The organism is Sedimentibacter hydroxybenzoicus DSM 7310, from assembly GCF_013403245.1.
GTDB classification, from domain to species: Bacteria; Bacillota; Clostridia; order Tissierellales; family Sedimentibacteraceae; genus Sedimentibacter; species Sedimentibacter hydroxybenzoicus.
Map to the genome: position 1 here is coordinate 1 of NZ_JACBNQ010000009.1, position 16,674 is coordinate 16,674.

At 33.6% G+C, this 16,674-nt stretch carries 27 protein-coding genes and 1 pseudogene; 2 read left to right on the forward strand and 26 right to left on the reverse strand.

The features are described from left to right. Positions 1-155: 155 nt before the first annotated feature. Complete coding sequence (locus tag HZF24_RS09225) at positions 156-842, forward strand: response regulator transcription factor (RefSeq protein WP_179238023.1); 687 nt, start codon at positions 156-158, stop codon at positions 840-842. A gap of 299 nt (positions 843-1,141) precedes the next feature. Next, the gene (locus tag HZF24_RS09230) at positions 1,142-1,588 is read left to right on the forward strand and encodes a LytTR family DNA-binding domain-containing protein (protein WP_179238024.1); all 447 of its coding nucleotides are present in this window, start codon (positions 1,142-1,144) and stop codon (positions 1,586-1,588) included. A 386-nt stretch (positions 1,589-1,974) separates the two neighbouring features. On the opposite strand, the pseudogene HZF24_RS09235 reads toward HZF24_RS09230, so the two are convergent. The 26 genes and pseudogenes from HZF24_RS09235 to HZF24_RS09355 all read right to left on the reverse strand — a co-directional run. After that, positions 1,975-2,136: pseudogene (locus HZF24_RS09235) on the reverse strand (GyrI-like domain-containing protein); the annotation flags it as partial. Positions 2,137-2,185: 49 nt separating this feature from the next. Then, positions 2,186-2,602, reverse strand: coding sequence for an SMI1/KNR4 family protein (locus HZF24_RS09240; RefSeq protein WP_179238025.1), 417 nt, complete (start codon positions 2,600-2,602; stop codon positions 2,186-2,188). A gap of 151 nt (positions 2,603-2,753) precedes the next feature. Continuing rightward, on the reverse strand, positions 2,754-3,524 hold the full coding sequence (locus HZF24_RS09245) for an alpha/beta hydrolase (RefSeq protein WP_179238026.1): 771 nt from the start codon (positions 3,522-3,524) through the stop codon (positions 2,754-2,756). A 177-nt stretch (positions 3,525-3,701) separates the two neighbouring features. Further along, a complete protein-coding gene (locus tag HZF24_RS09250; RefSeq protein ID WP_179238027.1) occupies positions 3,702-4,394 on the reverse strand; it encodes a class I SAM-dependent methyltransferase in 693 nt (230 codons plus the stop codon). 30 nt (positions 4,395-4,424) lie between these two features. Next, positions 4,425-4,619 carry a DNA-directed RNA polymerase subunit alpha C-terminal domain-containing protein gene (locus HZF24_RS09255; protein WP_179238028.1) on the reverse strand — a complete coding sequence of 65 codons (195 nt, stop codon included), beginning with the start codon at positions 4,617-4,619 and terminating at the stop codon, positions 4,425-4,427. Positions 4,620-4,726: 107 nt separating this feature from the next. Then, positions 4,727-5,272, reverse strand: coding sequence for a GNAT family N-acetyltransferase (locus HZF24_RS09260; protein ID WP_179238029.1), 546 nt, complete (start codon positions 5,270-5,272; stop codon positions 4,727-4,729). Between the two features lie 106 nt (positions 5,273-5,378). Beyond that, on the reverse strand, positions 5,379-5,687 hold the full coding sequence (locus tag HZF24_RS09265) for a hypothetical protein (protein WP_179238030.1): 309 nt from the start codon (positions 5,685-5,687) through the stop codon (positions 5,379-5,381). Between the two features lie 295 nt (positions 5,688-5,982). Beyond that, positions 5,983-6,336: a nuclear transport factor 2 family protein gene (locus HZF24_RS09270; protein ID WP_179238031.1), complete on the reverse strand. Its 354-nt coding sequence runs from the start codon at positions 6,334-6,336 to the stop codon at positions 5,983-5,985. Between the two features lie 240 nt (positions 6,337-6,576). Continuing rightward, on the reverse strand, positions 6,577-7,095 hold the full coding sequence (locus HZF24_RS09275) for a methyltransferase family protein (RefSeq protein ID WP_179238032.1): 519 nt from the start codon (positions 7,093-7,095) through the stop codon (positions 6,577-6,579). 286 nt (positions 7,096-7,381) lie between these two features. Next, on the reverse strand, positions 7,382-7,795 hold the full coding sequence (locus tag HZF24_RS09280; protein ID WP_179238033.1) for a VOC family protein: 414 nt from the start codon (positions 7,793-7,795) through the stop codon (positions 7,382-7,384). Positions 7,796-7,883: 88 nt separating this feature from the next. Continuing rightward, positions 7,884-8,252, reverse strand: coding sequence for a VOC family protein (locus HZF24_RS09285; protein WP_179238034.1), 369 nt, complete (start codon positions 8,250-8,252; stop codon positions 7,884-7,886). A gap of 211 nt (positions 8,253-8,463) precedes the next feature. Beyond that, positions 8,464-9,366 carry an aminoglycoside phosphotransferase family protein gene (locus HZF24_RS09290; RefSeq protein ID WP_179238035.1) on the reverse strand — a complete coding sequence of 301 codons (903 nt, stop codon included), beginning with the start codon at positions 9,364-9,366 and terminating at the stop codon, positions 8,464-8,466. Between the two features lie 35 nt (positions 9,367-9,401). Continuing rightward, the gene (locus tag HZF24_RS09295; protein WP_179238036.1) at positions 9,402-10,097 is read right to left on the reverse strand and encodes a DinB family protein; all 696 of its coding nucleotides are present in this window, start codon (positions 10,095-10,097) and stop codon (positions 9,402-9,404) included. Positions 10,098-10,200: 103 nt separating this feature from the next. After that, positions 10,201-10,566, reverse strand: coding sequence for an HAD family hydrolase (locus HZF24_RS09300; protein WP_179238037.1), 366 nt, complete (start codon positions 10,564-10,566; stop codon positions 10,201-10,203). A gap of 46 nt (positions 10,567-10,612) precedes the next feature. Next, on the reverse strand, positions 10,613-10,999 hold the full coding sequence (locus HZF24_RS09305) for a GNAT family N-acetyltransferase (protein ID WP_179238038.1): 387 nt from the start codon (positions 10,997-10,999) through the stop codon (positions 10,613-10,615). A 91-nt stretch (positions 11,000-11,090) separates the two neighbouring features. Next, on the reverse strand, positions 11,091-11,606 hold the full coding sequence (locus HZF24_RS09310; protein ID WP_322790735.1) for a GNAT family N-acetyltransferase: 516 nt from the start codon (positions 11,604-11,606) through the stop codon (positions 11,091-11,093). A gap of 23 nt (positions 11,607-11,629) precedes the next feature. Continuing rightward, entirely contained in the window at positions 11,630-12,247 is a 618-nt protein-coding gene (locus HZF24_RS09315; protein ID WP_179238039.1) for a lactate utilization protein, read from the reverse strand. 42 nt (positions 12,248-12,289) lie between these two features. Then, positions 12,290-12,883: a hypothetical protein gene (locus HZF24_RS09320; protein WP_179238040.1), complete on the reverse strand. Its 594-nt coding sequence runs from the start codon at positions 12,881-12,883 to the stop codon at positions 12,290-12,292. 76 nt (positions 12,884-12,959) lie between these two features. Continuing rightward, positions 12,960-13,418, reverse strand: coding sequence for a GNAT family N-acetyltransferase (locus HZF24_RS09325; protein WP_179238041.1), 459 nt, complete (start codon positions 13,416-13,418; stop codon positions 12,960-12,962). A 29-nt stretch (positions 13,419-13,447) separates the two neighbouring features. Continuing rightward, complete coding sequence (locus tag HZF24_RS09330; protein WP_179238042.1) at positions 13,448-13,948, reverse strand: P-loop NTPase family protein; 501 nt, start codon at positions 13,946-13,948, stop codon at positions 13,448-13,450. Positions 13,949-13,997: 49 nt separating this feature from the next. Further along, positions 13,998-14,438: a GNAT family N-acetyltransferase gene (locus HZF24_RS09335; protein ID WP_179238147.1), complete on the reverse strand. Its 441-nt coding sequence runs from the start codon at positions 14,436-14,438 to the stop codon at positions 13,998-14,000. A 60-nt stretch (positions 14,439-14,498) separates the two neighbouring features. Next, positions 14,499-14,912, reverse strand: a complete 414-nt coding sequence (locus HZF24_RS09340) for a DUF3788 domain-containing protein (protein ID WP_179238043.1) — start codon at positions 14,910-14,912, stop codon at positions 14,499-14,501. A 23-nt stretch (positions 14,913-14,935) separates the two neighbouring features. Further along, positions 14,936-15,184 carry a DUF3781 domain-containing protein gene (locus HZF24_RS09345; RefSeq protein ID WP_179238148.1) on the reverse strand — a complete coding sequence of 83 codons (249 nt, stop codon included), beginning with the start codon at positions 15,182-15,184 and terminating at the stop codon, positions 14,936-14,938. Between the two features lie 164 nt (positions 15,185-15,348). Beyond that, positions 15,349-15,474 (reverse strand): hypothetical protein, encoded by a 126-nt coding sequence (locus tag HZF24_RS19235; RefSeq protein WP_281372274.1) that lies wholly within the window; start codon positions 15,472-15,474, stop codon positions 15,349-15,351. A 46-nt stretch (positions 15,475-15,520) separates the two neighbouring features. Then, positions 15,521-16,309: a carbon-nitrogen hydrolase family protein gene (locus HZF24_RS09350; protein WP_179238044.1), complete on the reverse strand. Its 789-nt coding sequence runs from the start codon at positions 16,307-16,309 to the stop codon at positions 15,521-15,523. Further along, on the reverse strand, positions 16,310-16,576 hold the full coding sequence (locus tag HZF24_RS09355) for a hypothetical protein (protein ID WP_179238045.1): 267 nt from the start codon (positions 16,574-16,576) through the stop codon (positions 16,310-16,312). It abuts the gene before it with no gap. Positions 16,577-16,674 lie beyond the last annotated feature (98 nt).

Below are 16,674 nucleotides of genomic sequence, written 5' to 3' on the forward strand. Positions count from 1 at the left end.
TAAAAGTTATTATTATGGAACAACAATACATTTTAACAGAGTTAAAAAAAGTGTTTCATTTTAACTTGCATTTAGCGACCGGTTTTATAAATATTTTTTTCATTTCATTTTTATATAAAACATGATAAAATAATATAAATAATGGAGGTGGTGAGGTGAGAACAATAAAGCTTTTGATGATAGAGGACGAGGTTGATGTACTGGAAATCAATCGTGAATATTTTGAAGGTAAGGGATATGAGGTGATTTGTGCAACTACCTTGACAAAGGCACGTTTTCTTCTAGAGGAACATGCGCCTGACCTGATTCTTTTGGATGTGATGATGCCCGACGGATCAGGCTTTGATTTTTGCGCTGAGCTGAGAAAGAAAACAAATGCCCCCATTATCTTCCTGACGTGCAGAGATGAAAACGAAAGCGTGGTAAAGGGACTACTTCAGGGAGGGGACGATTATGTCACCAAGCCTTATGACCTGAATATTCTTAATGCACGTGTAGCTGCACAGCTCCGCAGGACCGGCATCATGACTGCGGGAAGAATTGAGCTGTCTCCGCTGACCGTTGATTTTTTATCGGGAGAAGCCACTCTTGACGGGAAAAAAATCTCTCTGACACAAAAGGAGCTGCAGCTTTTGGGCTGCTTTGCCCTGTTTTCTGGACGACGTCTGAGCGTTGAGGAAATTTACCGACGAGCTTGGGGAGAGATGTCTCCGGGAGCTACAGGAACAATTAAGACCCATGTGGCGAATTTACGGAAGAAGCTGAAGCTGGATGATTCCGGTTGGTTTGAACTGGCAAGCTCCGACAAAAATGAATATATCTTCAGCAAGATACGCTATTAACCTGCATTAATTGCAGCTTTGCTCTATGATAAATTCTTCGTTCTCAGCCAATTCTGAATATACATTCGTGTATTGATGAATTATCACTTCTGCAAAAGGAGGTGTAACAACTGATATGTTAAAGAATACAATAATAGCAACACTATACAGGAATGGTATTTATGCTGAAAATATTGTTGTACGGCAGTGCCCATGAACGTCAAATTCTGGAAGATGCATTGAAGAAATCCTTAAAGAAAATGAAATTTCGTTTAATATTCGATATTTATCAAATCCTCAGCAGCTCATGAAAAAATTATATGCTGAACAGGCATTACAAACTTATTGTAGCATGCATGGACGGCAGGACTTCTTATGTAATTAAAGGTGACATCAATAAGCCTGACTCTTACATTGCCAAGGGTACTATGAGCGTTCCCCCTACTCATGAGGAAATAGATTATATACAAAGATATAATAGAAAAACCATGATGTTTCTGACAAGCGGAGATAAGGAAATTATCCCAAAGGGTATAGAAAAGGTAGATAACGAAATCAACAGAAAATATTTTGTAAAATGCTGCACCGGAGTTATTGTAAATACACGTAATATACGAAAAATACACCGTTCGGAAGAAAAAAGCAGAATTATAGAGCTTAAGTCAGGCGCCAAGGTCATAATGACAAAAGTGTATTTTGATAATTTTTTGAAAGCCTATTCAATGTCGGTTTCAAGGCTGGCAAACCTGAAAACTCTTGAAGATTAAAACGTCGCATATATGTTCAAAATAAGGGTGCACTGTTTTGTTATTTTTCTTCACGAACTACACCTTCAAATCTCGTCAACTTAAATATTCGTTGAAATACTCACATTGTTAAAATGTAAATATATGCAGACTAAATGTATGCAAATGCAATATCTTGTTAAAACCAAAACAAAGGACTGACTGAATGAAAAATAAAATAGCCTTGTACGGAAACTATAAAAGCTGAATCAAATAGAAGACGTATTGTCCGGATACCTGGATGAAAATGATGTTCCCTATGAAATACACCGGATTTCCGATTCGGAGCAATTCCTGCAAGAATTCTTGACCAAGGATGATTACCTGCTATTTATAATAAGCGAAAAGGGCAGCGTATCATACCTGCTGCCATACAATAATTCTATTGATTTTTTATACTCTCCGTTTTCATCATTTGGATTTCCTTTTCCCCTTACTGCAATATAATTCATTTTAGGAATAGTTACTATGCTGGGTTTGTTTTTAGGCATATAAAATTCCTTATATTCTTTCTTATAATCAAAAGCCATATTTATTCACCTCTCATAAATTTTAAAATTATAGCTCAAAATATCATCTTTATGCTTGGTCTGTATAATACTTCTCAATTAGTTCTGCCAGATTGCCTGCAATCGGAACAACTGAGTTGTCTTCATGCTCCCAGCGAACTATATCGGTAGAAATGATAGCTCCATCTGTAACCTTATAGGCAAAATAATCTCCGCAGCCGTTTCCGGCAATAAACAATAAATTATCAATTTCATCATATACCTCCCTGTAATCTCTTCTGGAGTCAATGTTATACGTGATAATTTGCTCTATAGAAAATAAAAGAACGTCATCTCCATTAACCTCTGACAGCAATGAAATTAACTCTGGTGTAAACTGAACTCCCAGCTTTTGTTCGGCCTCTTTGATAACTACAAAGTCAACACCACTTTTCGGTTTGATAAATTGATTATGTGCCATATAAGGTTTTATTTTTTCAATCCACATGTTTGTTCTCCTTATTCAACTCTAATATTATCATTTTGTTCATAACGAACAATAATTTCTCTTGTTTTCCAATAGGAAGCTATCAATTCATTGTTAACAACCACTACTGCTTCTTTTTAATATCCTAACATGGAAAATGATTTACTGTGATTTAGGATTTATCATCAAAAAAATTCATACTTAATTCATAAAATTCTGTTAAATTTGTAAGCATAGCAGGATGTCCACCCTCACTGAATAAATGACTTTTTCCATGCCCAATTTTTTTAATCATTTTACCATAAACTTTTTCAAAATAATCCGGTGATACCATAGATACAAACTCATCCTTTTTACTGCCAGTCAAAAGTATGTCAGCTTTCAAGAATTGTAAATGCTTATGGAAAAATACACCTATATCTTTGCTGTGCTGAATAATGGCATTTGTGTCATTATCAACAATTTGCTCCCAATCAGAACCGTGCATATAGTAATAGAACATTTTTACATCTTCATTATTCTTGGAAAGTTCCCTATCGTTTTTAACGTTTTCCGTAAATGATTTAAGAGGTTTTTCTCCCATAAAACTATCCGCAATAACTTTATTAACAAGCTCAGGAGCTTCTAATGCAACATTGATGGCAACCAATGCCCCTCCACTACTTCCAATAATATTTACTTTTGAATAATTCTTCTCATTTAAAAATGCTATAATCTGTTCAGCTTCGTAAAACCATAAATCAACAGGAAATTTTTGCAATCTGTCTGACTTTCCATGACCTAAGAAATCAATTAAAATAACTTTAAAATTTTGTTGATATTTCTCAGCAATTTCAGAAAACATCTTTGAGGAAGCGGTGTTTCCGTGAAGAAATAATAATGGCATTCCTATACCAATTTCATTATAATATACTTGTTTGTCATCAAAAGTAAAATAGCTCATTGAAACCTCCTGTTTTGCATTCTAAAAAATCGCCAAGTAAAAAAACCTCATTTTATTACATTAACTGCTTCAATCGCATAATCAATATCCAGTTTGGTACACCTGATAACTTTCACCTTAACACCACCTAATATAAATAATCTACAAACTACTACCCCCGGTAAATTGAAATTTACCTTATATTTTTCTTATCCGGACAATAATCACATCCGGTTTTTCTTTTATCCCATAGCTTTCCTCATAAAATCCGTCTATCACGAAGCCACTTTGAAAGCAAAGATCAAATATTTCTTGTAATGAGCGGTGATAATAGCACTGCTCTTTGGGTTGACCATTAATCGCTATGCCGTAATAACTATGTGCAGTTGAATATTTCTCTGTTAATGTCATAAAGCAAGGGTGTTGTGTTGCAAATACAAAGATGCCGTCCTCAGAAAGCAGCTCATTAACACATCGAAATAATTTTGTAATATCGGCAATATCCATAATTGCCATATTAGAAACCGCTTTCGTATATGGTCTGGTTCTCCTCAGCGATAATAATGCCTGCTCATCTGTTGCGTCAATAATGCAAAACTCTATTTTCTTACTGTATTTTGACTGCCTTTTTTGAGCAAGAGCAATCATCTTTTCGCTATAATCAAAGGCAACTATGTCCGCCCCTTGTTCCGCAATATAGGCAGAGTAATTTCCATTTCCACAAGCAACATCCAATATAAAATCGTCTTCTTTTATATTCAAAAGCTCACTTACCTTGGGTCTAACAACCTCTCTATGGAATTGATTCGACTGATCTCCCATACAGTCGTCCCAAAATTTGGCATTGGCTTCCCATGCTTCTAAGCTCTCGTCAACAGAATACCTTTTCATATTTTCATCCCCCTAAGTTAAATTGGTTTGTTAGTCTCTTAATTTCATTCCCACATTATTTAAACATTCAATAACTATCTGCAGTGATTTTGGACCGATTCCATGTATTGAAAGTAATTCTTTTTTTCTCAATGATGCTAATTTTTCAAAGTTATTAATACCCTCGTATCTAAGTGCACTTCTTGCCGGATTAGATAACTTGTTTAAAAAATCTTCACATTCCATGTTTTATTCTCCCCATGACTAAATTGATAATTTCATGTTTGTTTACTTGTTATGACTAAATAGTTCATTACAAATTAGTATTTCACAAACAAAGACTAGCTCATTATCTATGTTATGGCAAGAGTCTTTTTGCTTTTAACAGACATTATAAGGTTATCTCTTAATTCTCCATCGAATAACTCTCTTTTTTCTATAACTTTTATTGGCGTAAATCCGCTTTTCTCATAACATCTTATAGCACGCTGATTCCATGTTTGCGGGTCAATAAAAACCTCATCTGCATTTTTCTGTTCAAATAGGTAAGTTAGAAGAAGTTGAATAATTATTGTGCCAAATCCGTTGTTTCTATTCTTTTCGTCATATATGAATAAATCTATACCATAGTTATTCTTTGAAAAATCTATTGTAATTTTATTTTTTAAGTCATAGTCTTCATCGCTCTTTATTGGATAATATTGTATATATCCTTCTGGTTCTCCTTGAATTTCAATTATACAAGCAACAACATGACTTTCACTCAAAACCCTTGGGCGATATTTTTTTATAATGATTTCTAAATCAACGGCATTATTTAACCCACCATAATACTCCTTAACCATAGGGTTTGACAGCCAGTTGACCATTAGGTTGTAATCATTAGTGCTATCTTCCATTTTACGAACACCTACGGATGAGCTTTTACAGATATAAATCATAGAATGTTTCTCCTCATAATATATAAATTTCATATCTAATGGGACTATTTAAAGCGCTCTCCGGTTATTTTGCAGCCTTAATAATCCAATCAATGATATAATCAAATTTTTCTGATGTTAGAGCATGTCCGCCTTCACTCTTGCCAAGATTTCTTTCTCTGTTATGTTGATGGTTTATTAAAATTGCCGGACACTTTCCTTCCTTATCCGGAATAAGTAAAAAAGCAAGATTTTTACGACCATGAACAAAATATTGAATAAGTTCCCTTTTATATCCATTGCATTGCGATGTTTCTAAAATCTCATAATCAATTTTGTCACTCACAGACTCCAAGCCAATAAGTTTAATCATATTTTCATAGCTTTTTTCCATACGCCCTCCGTATAATGTATATTTATATATAATATATTACTTTTTCATATTTCATAGATAGTTGATAATTATGAACTGATTAAATGAAAATAAATCATCCTGAAATATTTGCGGTAATGGTATCTTATTGTGAAAATCAATATTTCCGCAATCCTTGTAATATCATTTTCAAATGTTTTTCTAATCACTATTTCACCTCAATAAATTCTAATTTGTCCGGCAATATAAACTGCTAAGTATATGTAATATGCAGATAAATTAGAATTTAGCGAATTTCTATTACACTCAAGTTGTGTTACTCAATCGGTAACCCATGTTGTTTCATGAAGGAGAGCTTATCCCAGTATCCACGTTGGAAAATGATTTTATCATTCACAACCTGAAAAAATCCGCAACCGCGCAGTCCGAGGGGATCACGCCATTCCATAATTGCCCATTGCCCATCCTCAAACATGTTTTCTACAATACAAACCATCTTTGCTTGTGCGAATTCATTCTCAAACATCTTTTTAATATTTTCACGACCAAAGATCGGCTCATTTGCAACTTGATGGTTGATGGCATCTTCGGCATAGAGCAAAGACAGAGCTTCAGTATCGGCCTGATTGAAAGCATCAACAAACATTTGCAAAACTTCTTTTGGCTTCATTCTCAAATCCTCCTATTTATAAAAAAAATCTGCACTTCGAATTCTTGTTTATTTGTCTTTTGACTTTTTCCCGTGATACACAACAAATACAACCGCATTAAGTACAATTGTAACTACAAGAAGCAATGTAGAAGCCATTGCCACCGCAGAGGAAGTATCCATAAGCGCCGACCAATCCTCTATCTTTACCAGATGATTTGTATAGAAGATTGCTCATTTGACGAATATATTTATGAATTTCTAAATATAACGCCGTACTTTATTCATATAATTTATGTACTCTTCCCCGAATTTCTTTATGCACCATCTTTCTTCTGATAGGATAATCCAGTGAGCTGATATTTGAAAAACTAAAAGTATTACAAGCAATATCAACGACTGAGTAAGCAAAACACAGCCTAAAAAATAAACAAAATATGCCACATACATCGGATTGCGGGAAATTCGGTAGAGTCCCTTAAGATTGATGCCATTTTCCGCAGGCTTTGCAAAATTTAATACAGACACAAGACACAACAAAACACCTAATCCATATATCACCAACCCTACATAAAACCAGTATGAATCAGTCGTGATCTTCAGGAAGCACAGATATATAAAAATCAGTATGTTTGAAATCTGATAAAACAAGTATGCCGCTTTTTCTATTCCAATCAGTGGAGCGAAAGAAGCCGCACGTTTTAACGCCTTCTTGTCTAATATGCTTAAAATTCCAAACCTTATAATTATAAGTGGTATTACTGTGAAAAATGCATTCATATACCCACTCCTTCTTAAAATGAATAACAATATAAATAGTTAGGTAGTTCAAAACTTTCTGTTTGTTTCATAAAAGTTGACTGGAATATTCAATACTTCACAGTTGAATACCAGAGCTCCATGAGGAAATTATTTACCTGTTCTCTGTTATCTTCATTTATATCTATAAATTTCATTCTGTTATCTCCACAAATGTAAAATTTACGCACTGGCCTTCTCGTCAACTACTGTTGAAACTATGCCCGCCTTATGACTCCCATCATAGCATATAAATATTGGCTTGACGCTATTCAAAAAATCGCAGGGCATATCCGTCAGGGGTATTTATTGTACACATTTTTGCTCCCCATGGTTGCATTTGAATCTCTGAAATATCTTTATATTTTTTTGCTTTGACATACTTATATAACGCTTCAATTCCTTGAACCTGCATGAATGCTGCAACGCCACCCTTGGATTCTCCGCAAAACATATGGATACCTGTAAATGGTGCAATATGCAGTATTTCAACTTCTTTTGGTATATTGTAAACACAGCCGTAAACACCTTTTCCATCTGCATCTCGTTCATCAATTTCATAATACCAACCAAGAATCTCTTCAAACCATTTTGCAGTCTCGTCCATGTCCTGCGTGTAATATACCGGTCCTGTTTCCTTAACAACATAGCCTCTGTCAGCAAAAACTTTTAAACTATCCAATTTGTTTCCTCCGCTTCATAAACTTAACATTTAAACCAAAGATGTTCGCCAAATTTCTTAATATCATTCAGTTTTGTATAACAATCAGTTATACAAACAAGCACCAATTAACACCAAATTTATCTATAAAACCAACCATACATGAACTAAAAAAACATGGTCCTAAGGGAAACAAAATTTGTGCGTCTTTCTCTAACACTCGAAATGCTTTTTCAACAAGTTCTTTATCGTCTTCATTAAATTGCAAGCAAAATTGCATAGTATTGCCGATTATATTCTTTTCTTCTGTCGATTCGGACAATGCCAATATTTGTCCAAATATATCTAATTCAGCATGCAAATAACTTCCGTCTTCATTTTGATGCTCACTTATTAATTTAGCATCAAATGCTCTTTGATATAATTGGGCTGCTTCAACACTACCCTTAACATACACCTGCATCATTGATCTTATCATATACTCTCTCCTAATTTATTTAGCGCAAACTGTTCATCCTGATATCATCTAATTCTTCCGCTGTTACAAATCTTTTGTTTTCATTGCCATCTCATAGCAAAATCCGTTATTATAACCAAAAGAACAATCCAGCAAATATTTATTAGTCAAATACTGAATAACTATATCTCCCTCTAATAACCAATCAATTATTTTAATAAGCATTCCTCACTTACATTTCAAATTCAGATTTATACCATATTGGAACAGTGTTTTTCATATCATCAAACCAGTATAGAATATCTTTATTTAATTTTAAAATTGAATTCATCCTATCTGGTGCAAAATATTTTGACCATACAATAGAAGTTATTGCGCTTACCGATAAGTAATATGCCAATAGCTTCCAAAATTCTTCCGGTGGATTATAATTAAAATAACCATCAATTTGTCCTGATGCAAATGCAGGAAACTCTGTACCTAAGCGATTAAATTCATACCAAGGATCTCCGTAATTGTTAAAATCAACAGTATGCCAATCAATAACAAATAATTCTCCATCTTTTGATAGTATCATATTACCCATATGATAGTCTCCATGATGATAACATTGAGGGCGATTTTCTAATAAAGGCTTATTAGTTTCAATGTAATCTAAAATTATTTTATCTCCGTCAAAAGGTATACCTTCAGAACGAAATGCTTCTAATCGTTCATCAATAACTGAGAAATAACGTATTGACCAATCATCAATCCCTTGTGGAGCAGGCAAGCTGTGAATTTTACGAAGATTTTTTCCTGATTCTATACCTAACTTATACTGTTCTTTTTCTGTTAACGTTGATAAAATAGTTTCAACTTCTTCACCTTCAATCCAGCTAAGCAAGGTATACACACTTTTACCCTCGTTACAAACTCCGAAATCAATAGGAAATGGCATGTTGACATCAAAATTAATTAATTTCTTTATTAAATCGTACTCTATTTTCTTCTGATCATATTCAGAAAAATCTGAAATGCGCAGCAATAAATGTTTTTTGTCCACCGTTTCAATATAATATTTTTTATCACCTGACATTCCTTTATTTATCGATTCAATTTTTTTAAAAGTACTGTATAAAGGTATTTCTCTCATATAATTTTCTCCCGGCATAATCAGATCCGCCAATTTTAGCTTCTGTAAAAAGTTTTTTTGGTTCTAAATAATTCTTTCCATCTGCAGCAATCATTTATATGAAGCATTACATGTCTTGTTGGCGGCATTAATAAAATTCCCGCAATATCTTTTTTAGACCAAAAGTCTAAAAGCCATATTGAGTTTTCTTGTTCTGAGACACCGCCTTCAAGCATAATTTTCTCTAATTTATGAGGAGACACCTTTTGTTTCATGTCATCAGATTTTAAGTTTTGTACAATTTGTCTTGTTCTTTTTCCAACTTCATTTCTATAGTGCATTAATTCCTGTATAACAAGAGTTTTACTTAAATTTATAATTTCATCATCAGATAATGCATTTCCTGTATCAGTTATAGCTGCATTCAATTTTTGCTTCCATTCATAATTGAATAATTGATCCTCCCCGGCTACTAAAATAGACATCGTCAGATCCTCAATTCTTGCAATATGCCAGATTACCCATGCGATGGTTTCATCTTTTGCTGTTGGCATTATTGCATATTCATTATCATTCAAATCGCATATAAGATTGTCAACTTCATTGTGTTCCGTGTTGGATATTTCTGATAAATGCAGTTTCGCGTGAATTTCTAAAAACAGTTCCTTGGCTTGTTCAATTTTATCTGCCTTATGTATAATCCGATTCAGTTCTTTATGCTTCTCACTTAATCCATCTCCAAAATATTTCATACAACAACCTCCTCACAAATTGAATCTATTGGTTTGAATTATATATATTTTCTCACGGTATTCCAATTAGGCATCCATTCCTGTAATATAAAGCTTTTAGCTCCTAATTCAAGGTGGAGTTCATTATCATCCAACGATCACCTATCCCTGCATAGAATTCATATTTCTTTTTCAGATATTTAACAATATTCATCCTTTCATCTTGGCTCTTACCACAATAAACTTCCCCGTCAGCGAATCCTTTTGCCGTGTACCATTTTGCTGTTATCTCATTGTATTCGGATGGTCTTGCCCCCATATATACCAAATGATAATTCTCTGCCAATTCATTCATACATTCTACACTTCCGGCTGTTGGTATATCCTTCATAATATTTTCATCAGAAAAAAAATCATCCGCTCCTTGTAACGTTATACGATGTCTCATATCACATGTTGTTCCATCAATAAAAACTAATATTGCTTTCATATTACTATTCCATAAACTTTTTATTTTCCAATTTAAGTTAAGCAATCTACAGTTTAACCTCAAATATTGACCCTTCTCTCCTGTAGCCAAGCTTTTCATAATATAAGTCTACATCACTCATCACATAAACAGGTTGATCCGGAAAATCCTTGCATGCCTGTTCCATAAGCATTTTTCCAATTTGTTTCCCTCGATAAGTTTTTCTTACAAGCAAATCATAAACATAAACGCCAAAACCATCATCTTCACGGCAACGGGTATATCCACATAGCAGGCTGTCCTCATAAGCTAAATATGTAATACTTGACTCTAATGCCTTCAAATATTTATCGTACCCCTTTGCCCCATGATAATCGATCCAGTCATCCCCCTCTTCCCTGAGCATATCAAACAAAGGTATTTCGTCCATTGTAGAATATCTTTTTATAATCATTTGAATCTCCTTTTTCATTCTCCGAATATGACAGCATACGTTCAAATAAATAAAACCCACCGACTATAGATGCGGGGACATCTTAATTTAGTTATAATGTGATTTTATAAATATCCGCTTGTATGCCCTCATAATCAAAGCTTCTTTCATAAATTCCACCATTGTTAATAATTGTTTTTACAGAAGGTAAATTATCCCGTTCAACGGATAAGTGAAGCTGCTTTAATCCTGCTTCTTTCGCAACAATAAGTAACTGTTTTAACATTCCTGTAGCATAGCCCTTTTTACGTTCAGATGGTCTCACACTGTATCCGCAGTTACCGAAATTAATAAGGAATTCGTTTAATGTATGCCGCAAATCAATAATACCAACTATCTTATTTTCACTGTCAATAGCAAAAAATGTGTCTGTTAATACCCACTCGGGACTTACAGTCAATGGATTTGCATTACGTGCAACAGAAGCGAGCCATTCTTCATATGACTCTGTTTTATCAAGTAGTTCACTGCCATTAATCGTCATTTCACCATGTTCAAAATGTTCCTGTCGATAGCTTAATGCTTCTTTTTTCAGTTCTAGTGATGGTCTTACCAATATCAATTTCACTATGTTTCCCCCTCCTGAATTATTTAGAACCCGTACTCCTGATTTATAAGAATTACTTTTATCCTATCTTTAACAAACTGTCCTGTAATCAGGACAAAATCATTGCAAATTCTTTGCTCATGTCTGCAATCAATGCATCTGTCCAGCTTTGTGCACGGCGTATCCTTATTAAGCCTTTTCGCATCTAAAGGTGCCGCAACCTGCCTCGTGCGATTGATAGCATCCTCTACAGTATCCGTCAATTTATTGATACCGGCTACAACGATTATTTGTTTGGGTCCATATAGCATAGGAGCAACACGACTTCCATTTCCATCAATGTTAAACAGCTTCCCATCAAGTGTAATAGCATTAGTACCTGTCAAAAATGTATCAGCATCAAAATTTTTCAGGTATATTTCACGCTTTTCCTCGGGTGTCAGCCCTTTCTGATGTTTATCGTAAAAAACAAAGTCTCCACCCCGCATAAATTCAAATACTCCTGTCTCTTCCAATGTAACAGAATCGCCGCATCCAACTTTTTCCCCTTTTTTAATCAGTGAAGCTATAAGTTGTATCAAATCTTCTTTATTTTCAACAAAATAGCCGGCCATATTGTTACGCTGCAAATTTAAAATTACTTTATTTATCTTTTCGTCCATATTAACCCCTATAAAATCAAACGTAATATTACCCGATTATACTCATTTCTTTATATATGAAAGTTCATTAAAACCATCAACTATGAAAGAAATTTCATCTTCAGCTTCTGTAAAAACATCCGTCTTTAAATATATGCTAAATTGTTCTGACGGACCCTGCCCATGCACTGAAACAGCTTTGTCAAACACCTTAGATTTATCCTTTGCTTGTTTTGAATGCATGACAATTCTAAATGAATATGAAGTACTATCATGTTCAGCTAATACTTCATAAGGAACGATTATTGTTCCCTCTTGGGGTAAATCATAATAGAAATCAAAAGTAAGACTCAGATATTCTTTATCTGAATTTTCATATTCAATTGATTTGAGATACATCGTGCTTGTATCTGTCTTATAAAGTATAATATCATCTTTTTCAAATGAAATAACTTCATCTAAGTCTATGTTTGGAGACAGGTCGTCTTTGTCTATTTTAATTTCTATTGATTTTTCGTTTTGACCGGTTATAATATAGCCCTTTTGCTGCGTAATTTTATTCAAGCCTGGATTCAATAAACCTCTTATAAAAATAAGTGCTATAATCATGCATATAAGAACTGCTATTAAAACTATAAATTTCATGTTTCTTCTCAATGTAGTATTCCTCCTGTTATTTAATATATCGTCTGTTAATTACTGATACGTGAAGCTACCTGCAAATTTTAATTTATCAGTATTTAATCATTTTATAATTTATTAGTTCAGTACCATTGCGTATGACTTTATTTTCTGTTACAACGCTATACCCTTGTTTTTCAAAAAAAGGCTTGGCAGTAATTGATGCATATGTTTCAAAATTAAATACACCGGCTTTTCGTGCACGCTGTTCTAATTCATTTACTAAAGCAGTGGAAATACCTATTCGCTGATAATTCTTATGAACATAAAGACGGTCAATATAGCCTTTTTTATCCATATCCGCAAAACCAACGACTTTACCATGTACTTCTGCAATCAAAGTATCGTGCTCCAAAAATGAACAATTCCATGCTTCCAAATCAATATTTCCTGTCGCCCATGCGTCAAGCTGCTCATTTGTGTAATGCTTTGCATTGATTGTGTGTACAGTATCATAAAACAGCTTTGCCATATTTGTGCAATCACTCGGTTTATAGTCTCGTATTATCATGATAATTTCTTTTTAAACTCCTGTTGTATTTATAATCTTTTTATAAATTCTCTTATCTTCTTATGATTTTTAAATATAACAATCTTGATATTATCTGTGTTATTCAGCATAGCATAATATCGCTTTCTGTTATTTTTATTAAAATTCCAAACAGATTTTAAAAATTTAAAATCAAATTTTTCCGGACAATATCCACCCATGTCAGAACGACTTTTACCATAGTTTTTTATAACTCTTTCTATTACTCCGTAAATGCATTTTATTCGTGGAAAATCCATATAAATAACGGTATCACAATATTTTAACCTGAGTGGTATTGTACGTCCAAAGTTTCCATCCATAATCCACCTTGGCTTTATAAGTTCCCGCAGCAAAAGTTCGTCAAATTCATCATTAGAAGCATTTTGCCAATTATCTCTCCAATATAATGTATCAAGATGAATTAAAGGCAAATTCAACTTGGAAGATATCTCTTTTGAAAATGTCGTCTTTCCGCAGCCGTTACCACCTATAATAATTATACGTTCCAAATATGCCTCCTGAATATATATAACAAATAACTAAGACAAATACTTAATTTTATGTATCTATTCTTTTTAAATCTGTCAGTGCCTTATTTCTGTAATTCAAATCCTCTCTTGTATTAAACCCTTTGCGCTCCCAAAATGTGTTCCCAATACCATTGTTTTTAAAAACTACAAGTGCGACCTTGTGAATACCTTCGCCTTTCAAGGCTTTTAATGCAGTGTCAATCAAGGCGGAGCCAATACCTTTGTTTCTATCTGCAATTGAAACTGCTGTATGGTGAATATAACCGCGCCGACCATCGTGACCGGATAATATTACTCCTGCGATTTTGCCGGATACAAGCGCAACAAAACAAGTATTTGGATTTCGCTTCAGGTATTTATCAATACCTGATTTTGAATCATCTATGTCGTTCAGACCCATTCCGGGCGTTGACATCCATAGTTCATATATTTCTTCATAATCATTAATAGTTAGTTTTCTTATTTCCATATTTTCACCTGCATTTTGGGGATGAAACAGAAAATGCCCCAAATATATTTCCATATAATATTATTTTCTGTTTGGCCTTCTCTTAATTCCCAATAACTGACTAAAGTCATTAAACATAGAAGTATCAACCGGCTTAAACATTATCCATTTTCCGTCATGATATGTCGTTGCTTCATCATAGATTTTCTGTACATCTTCAGAATAATTCTCTCTGCCTGCCTCAAATTTTACACGCTCATCTTTTCCGAAGATGATCATAAAGCCAATACAATTTTCCTTTGCAAATAAAGTACAAAGAGTCTTTCCGCCTCTGCGATATTTATACTCATATACCCATTCTCTGTACCCCTTGTTCCAAAGAGTATCCATATCATATTTTGTATCAATTAATTGGCATAATTCTGTCCACACATTGTACAGTGGCTGCCCCAATAAGTCCGTCATTTCTTTATCATTTGGTATTTTATCTAACATATTCTCAACTCCCCTTGCTATATTTATTTTAACTTATGAGCCGTAATTATAGTATAACTATAAGCATTTACTGTTATTTTACAATCACCAGCATCTATGTACCAATTCTTGCCTTTCCTGATCATACTGCTATCAGGCTCTTCAATTTTATTCTTACACCAACTGACAACATCGTCTACACCTAAACAAAGATTTCTTTTAATTCGTTCTATTCCTAAATCAGTTGTATGCAACTTATCCATGTTTAAAATCAGTTCATTTTTATCATTCATTTTTTGCACCATTTATTAACCTTTTAAATTCTTATTTGTCTATCAACTTTAACATCTGTTATTTTATTACTGCTTCTATTATCGCTCTGCAAACTCCACAAGGAGAATAATAATCAGAAGCATCAATAATAATACCGTTGTTTTCTGCTTCCTTTAACATTTCTCTAATGCCAATTTCCAATAATGCTTTTGTAACGGCCTTCCGAACAATGCTTGCACCTTCCTGTACAACTATTTGTTACAGTAAATTCTAATCTATCAATTTCCTTTATGTATTTATTTAAACTCATACTTGTCTCCCCTTCACAGAAACCAAAGTTTGTCTCATAAATTGGATTATATCTCTCTAGCTATTCCAAGCAATTCAAGTGAATTTTGAATTTGCCCTTTTGTCTTGAAGTTTATTATCGGAGACTTATAATCATAAACCATAAGATACTCTTGATTTCTCGGTGCTTCATCTATGATAATTCCATTAAAATCAATTACTGCCGTCGGTGCTGTCTGATATTTTGATATGCTGTTAACGGATATTACATTCATTGTATTTTCTAAAGCTCTTGTAACGAGAGCAGATTTAATTATGTTATATCTTTCAATCGAATCATTTTCTAAAACATCACAAAAACTAACAAAACACAGTTCAACACCTGATTTGAATAATTCCCTGAAACTTTCGGGAAATTTAACTTCATAGCAAATTCGAAATCCTACCTTTATATCGTCAATTTGATATACACCTTGTTTGTTTCCCTTTGTAAAATTATCTAAATCCCATCCCCATAATATCCTCTTATCATAATCTCCGATAATATCACCATCAGAATTTATTAAAAGAAGTGAATTATAATACTTAGATGATTCTTTTCTGATCGTACCTAAAGCAATATACATATCATTTTCTTTTGCAAGTAATTGAATTTCTTTAATAACAGAGTTTAGGAGTTCAAAATCAATATTTTTAATTTCAGGCGTTTCGACAGGCGGATAGCCACAAACCGCACATTCTTGAAAAACAAGAAGCCTGACCTTATTTTTAGCCGCTTCCGTAACAGCTCTAACAATGTGTTTGTAATTTTCAGTTATATTTGAACTGCCCGGAAACTGAAAAATTCCAATTTTCATTTACTTCCCCTCCTCGCGTAACACAAAAATACCGGGACCACAGCCTAAGTCTAATAATCTTTTCTCTGATGTATTTTTAAACATAGTACTAATCCACTCAACAGACTTCTTTATAAAATCCAATTGCCTTGAAGCCGCTTCTATATTTGGATTCAAGTGTGCATCCAGCATATATTTAGAAATGTTTTCATCATCCCAAAATGGAGCTGTACTCGGCTCATATAACTTGGGCTTACATTTTAAATAATTTAAAATATTTTCGTACATAGTTATTTATCATCACCTATTTATCATTCTATAATATACTATTACTTACTTTACATCATTTACTGTAAGAACCCTTGTATTGCAATTATTATGGCTTC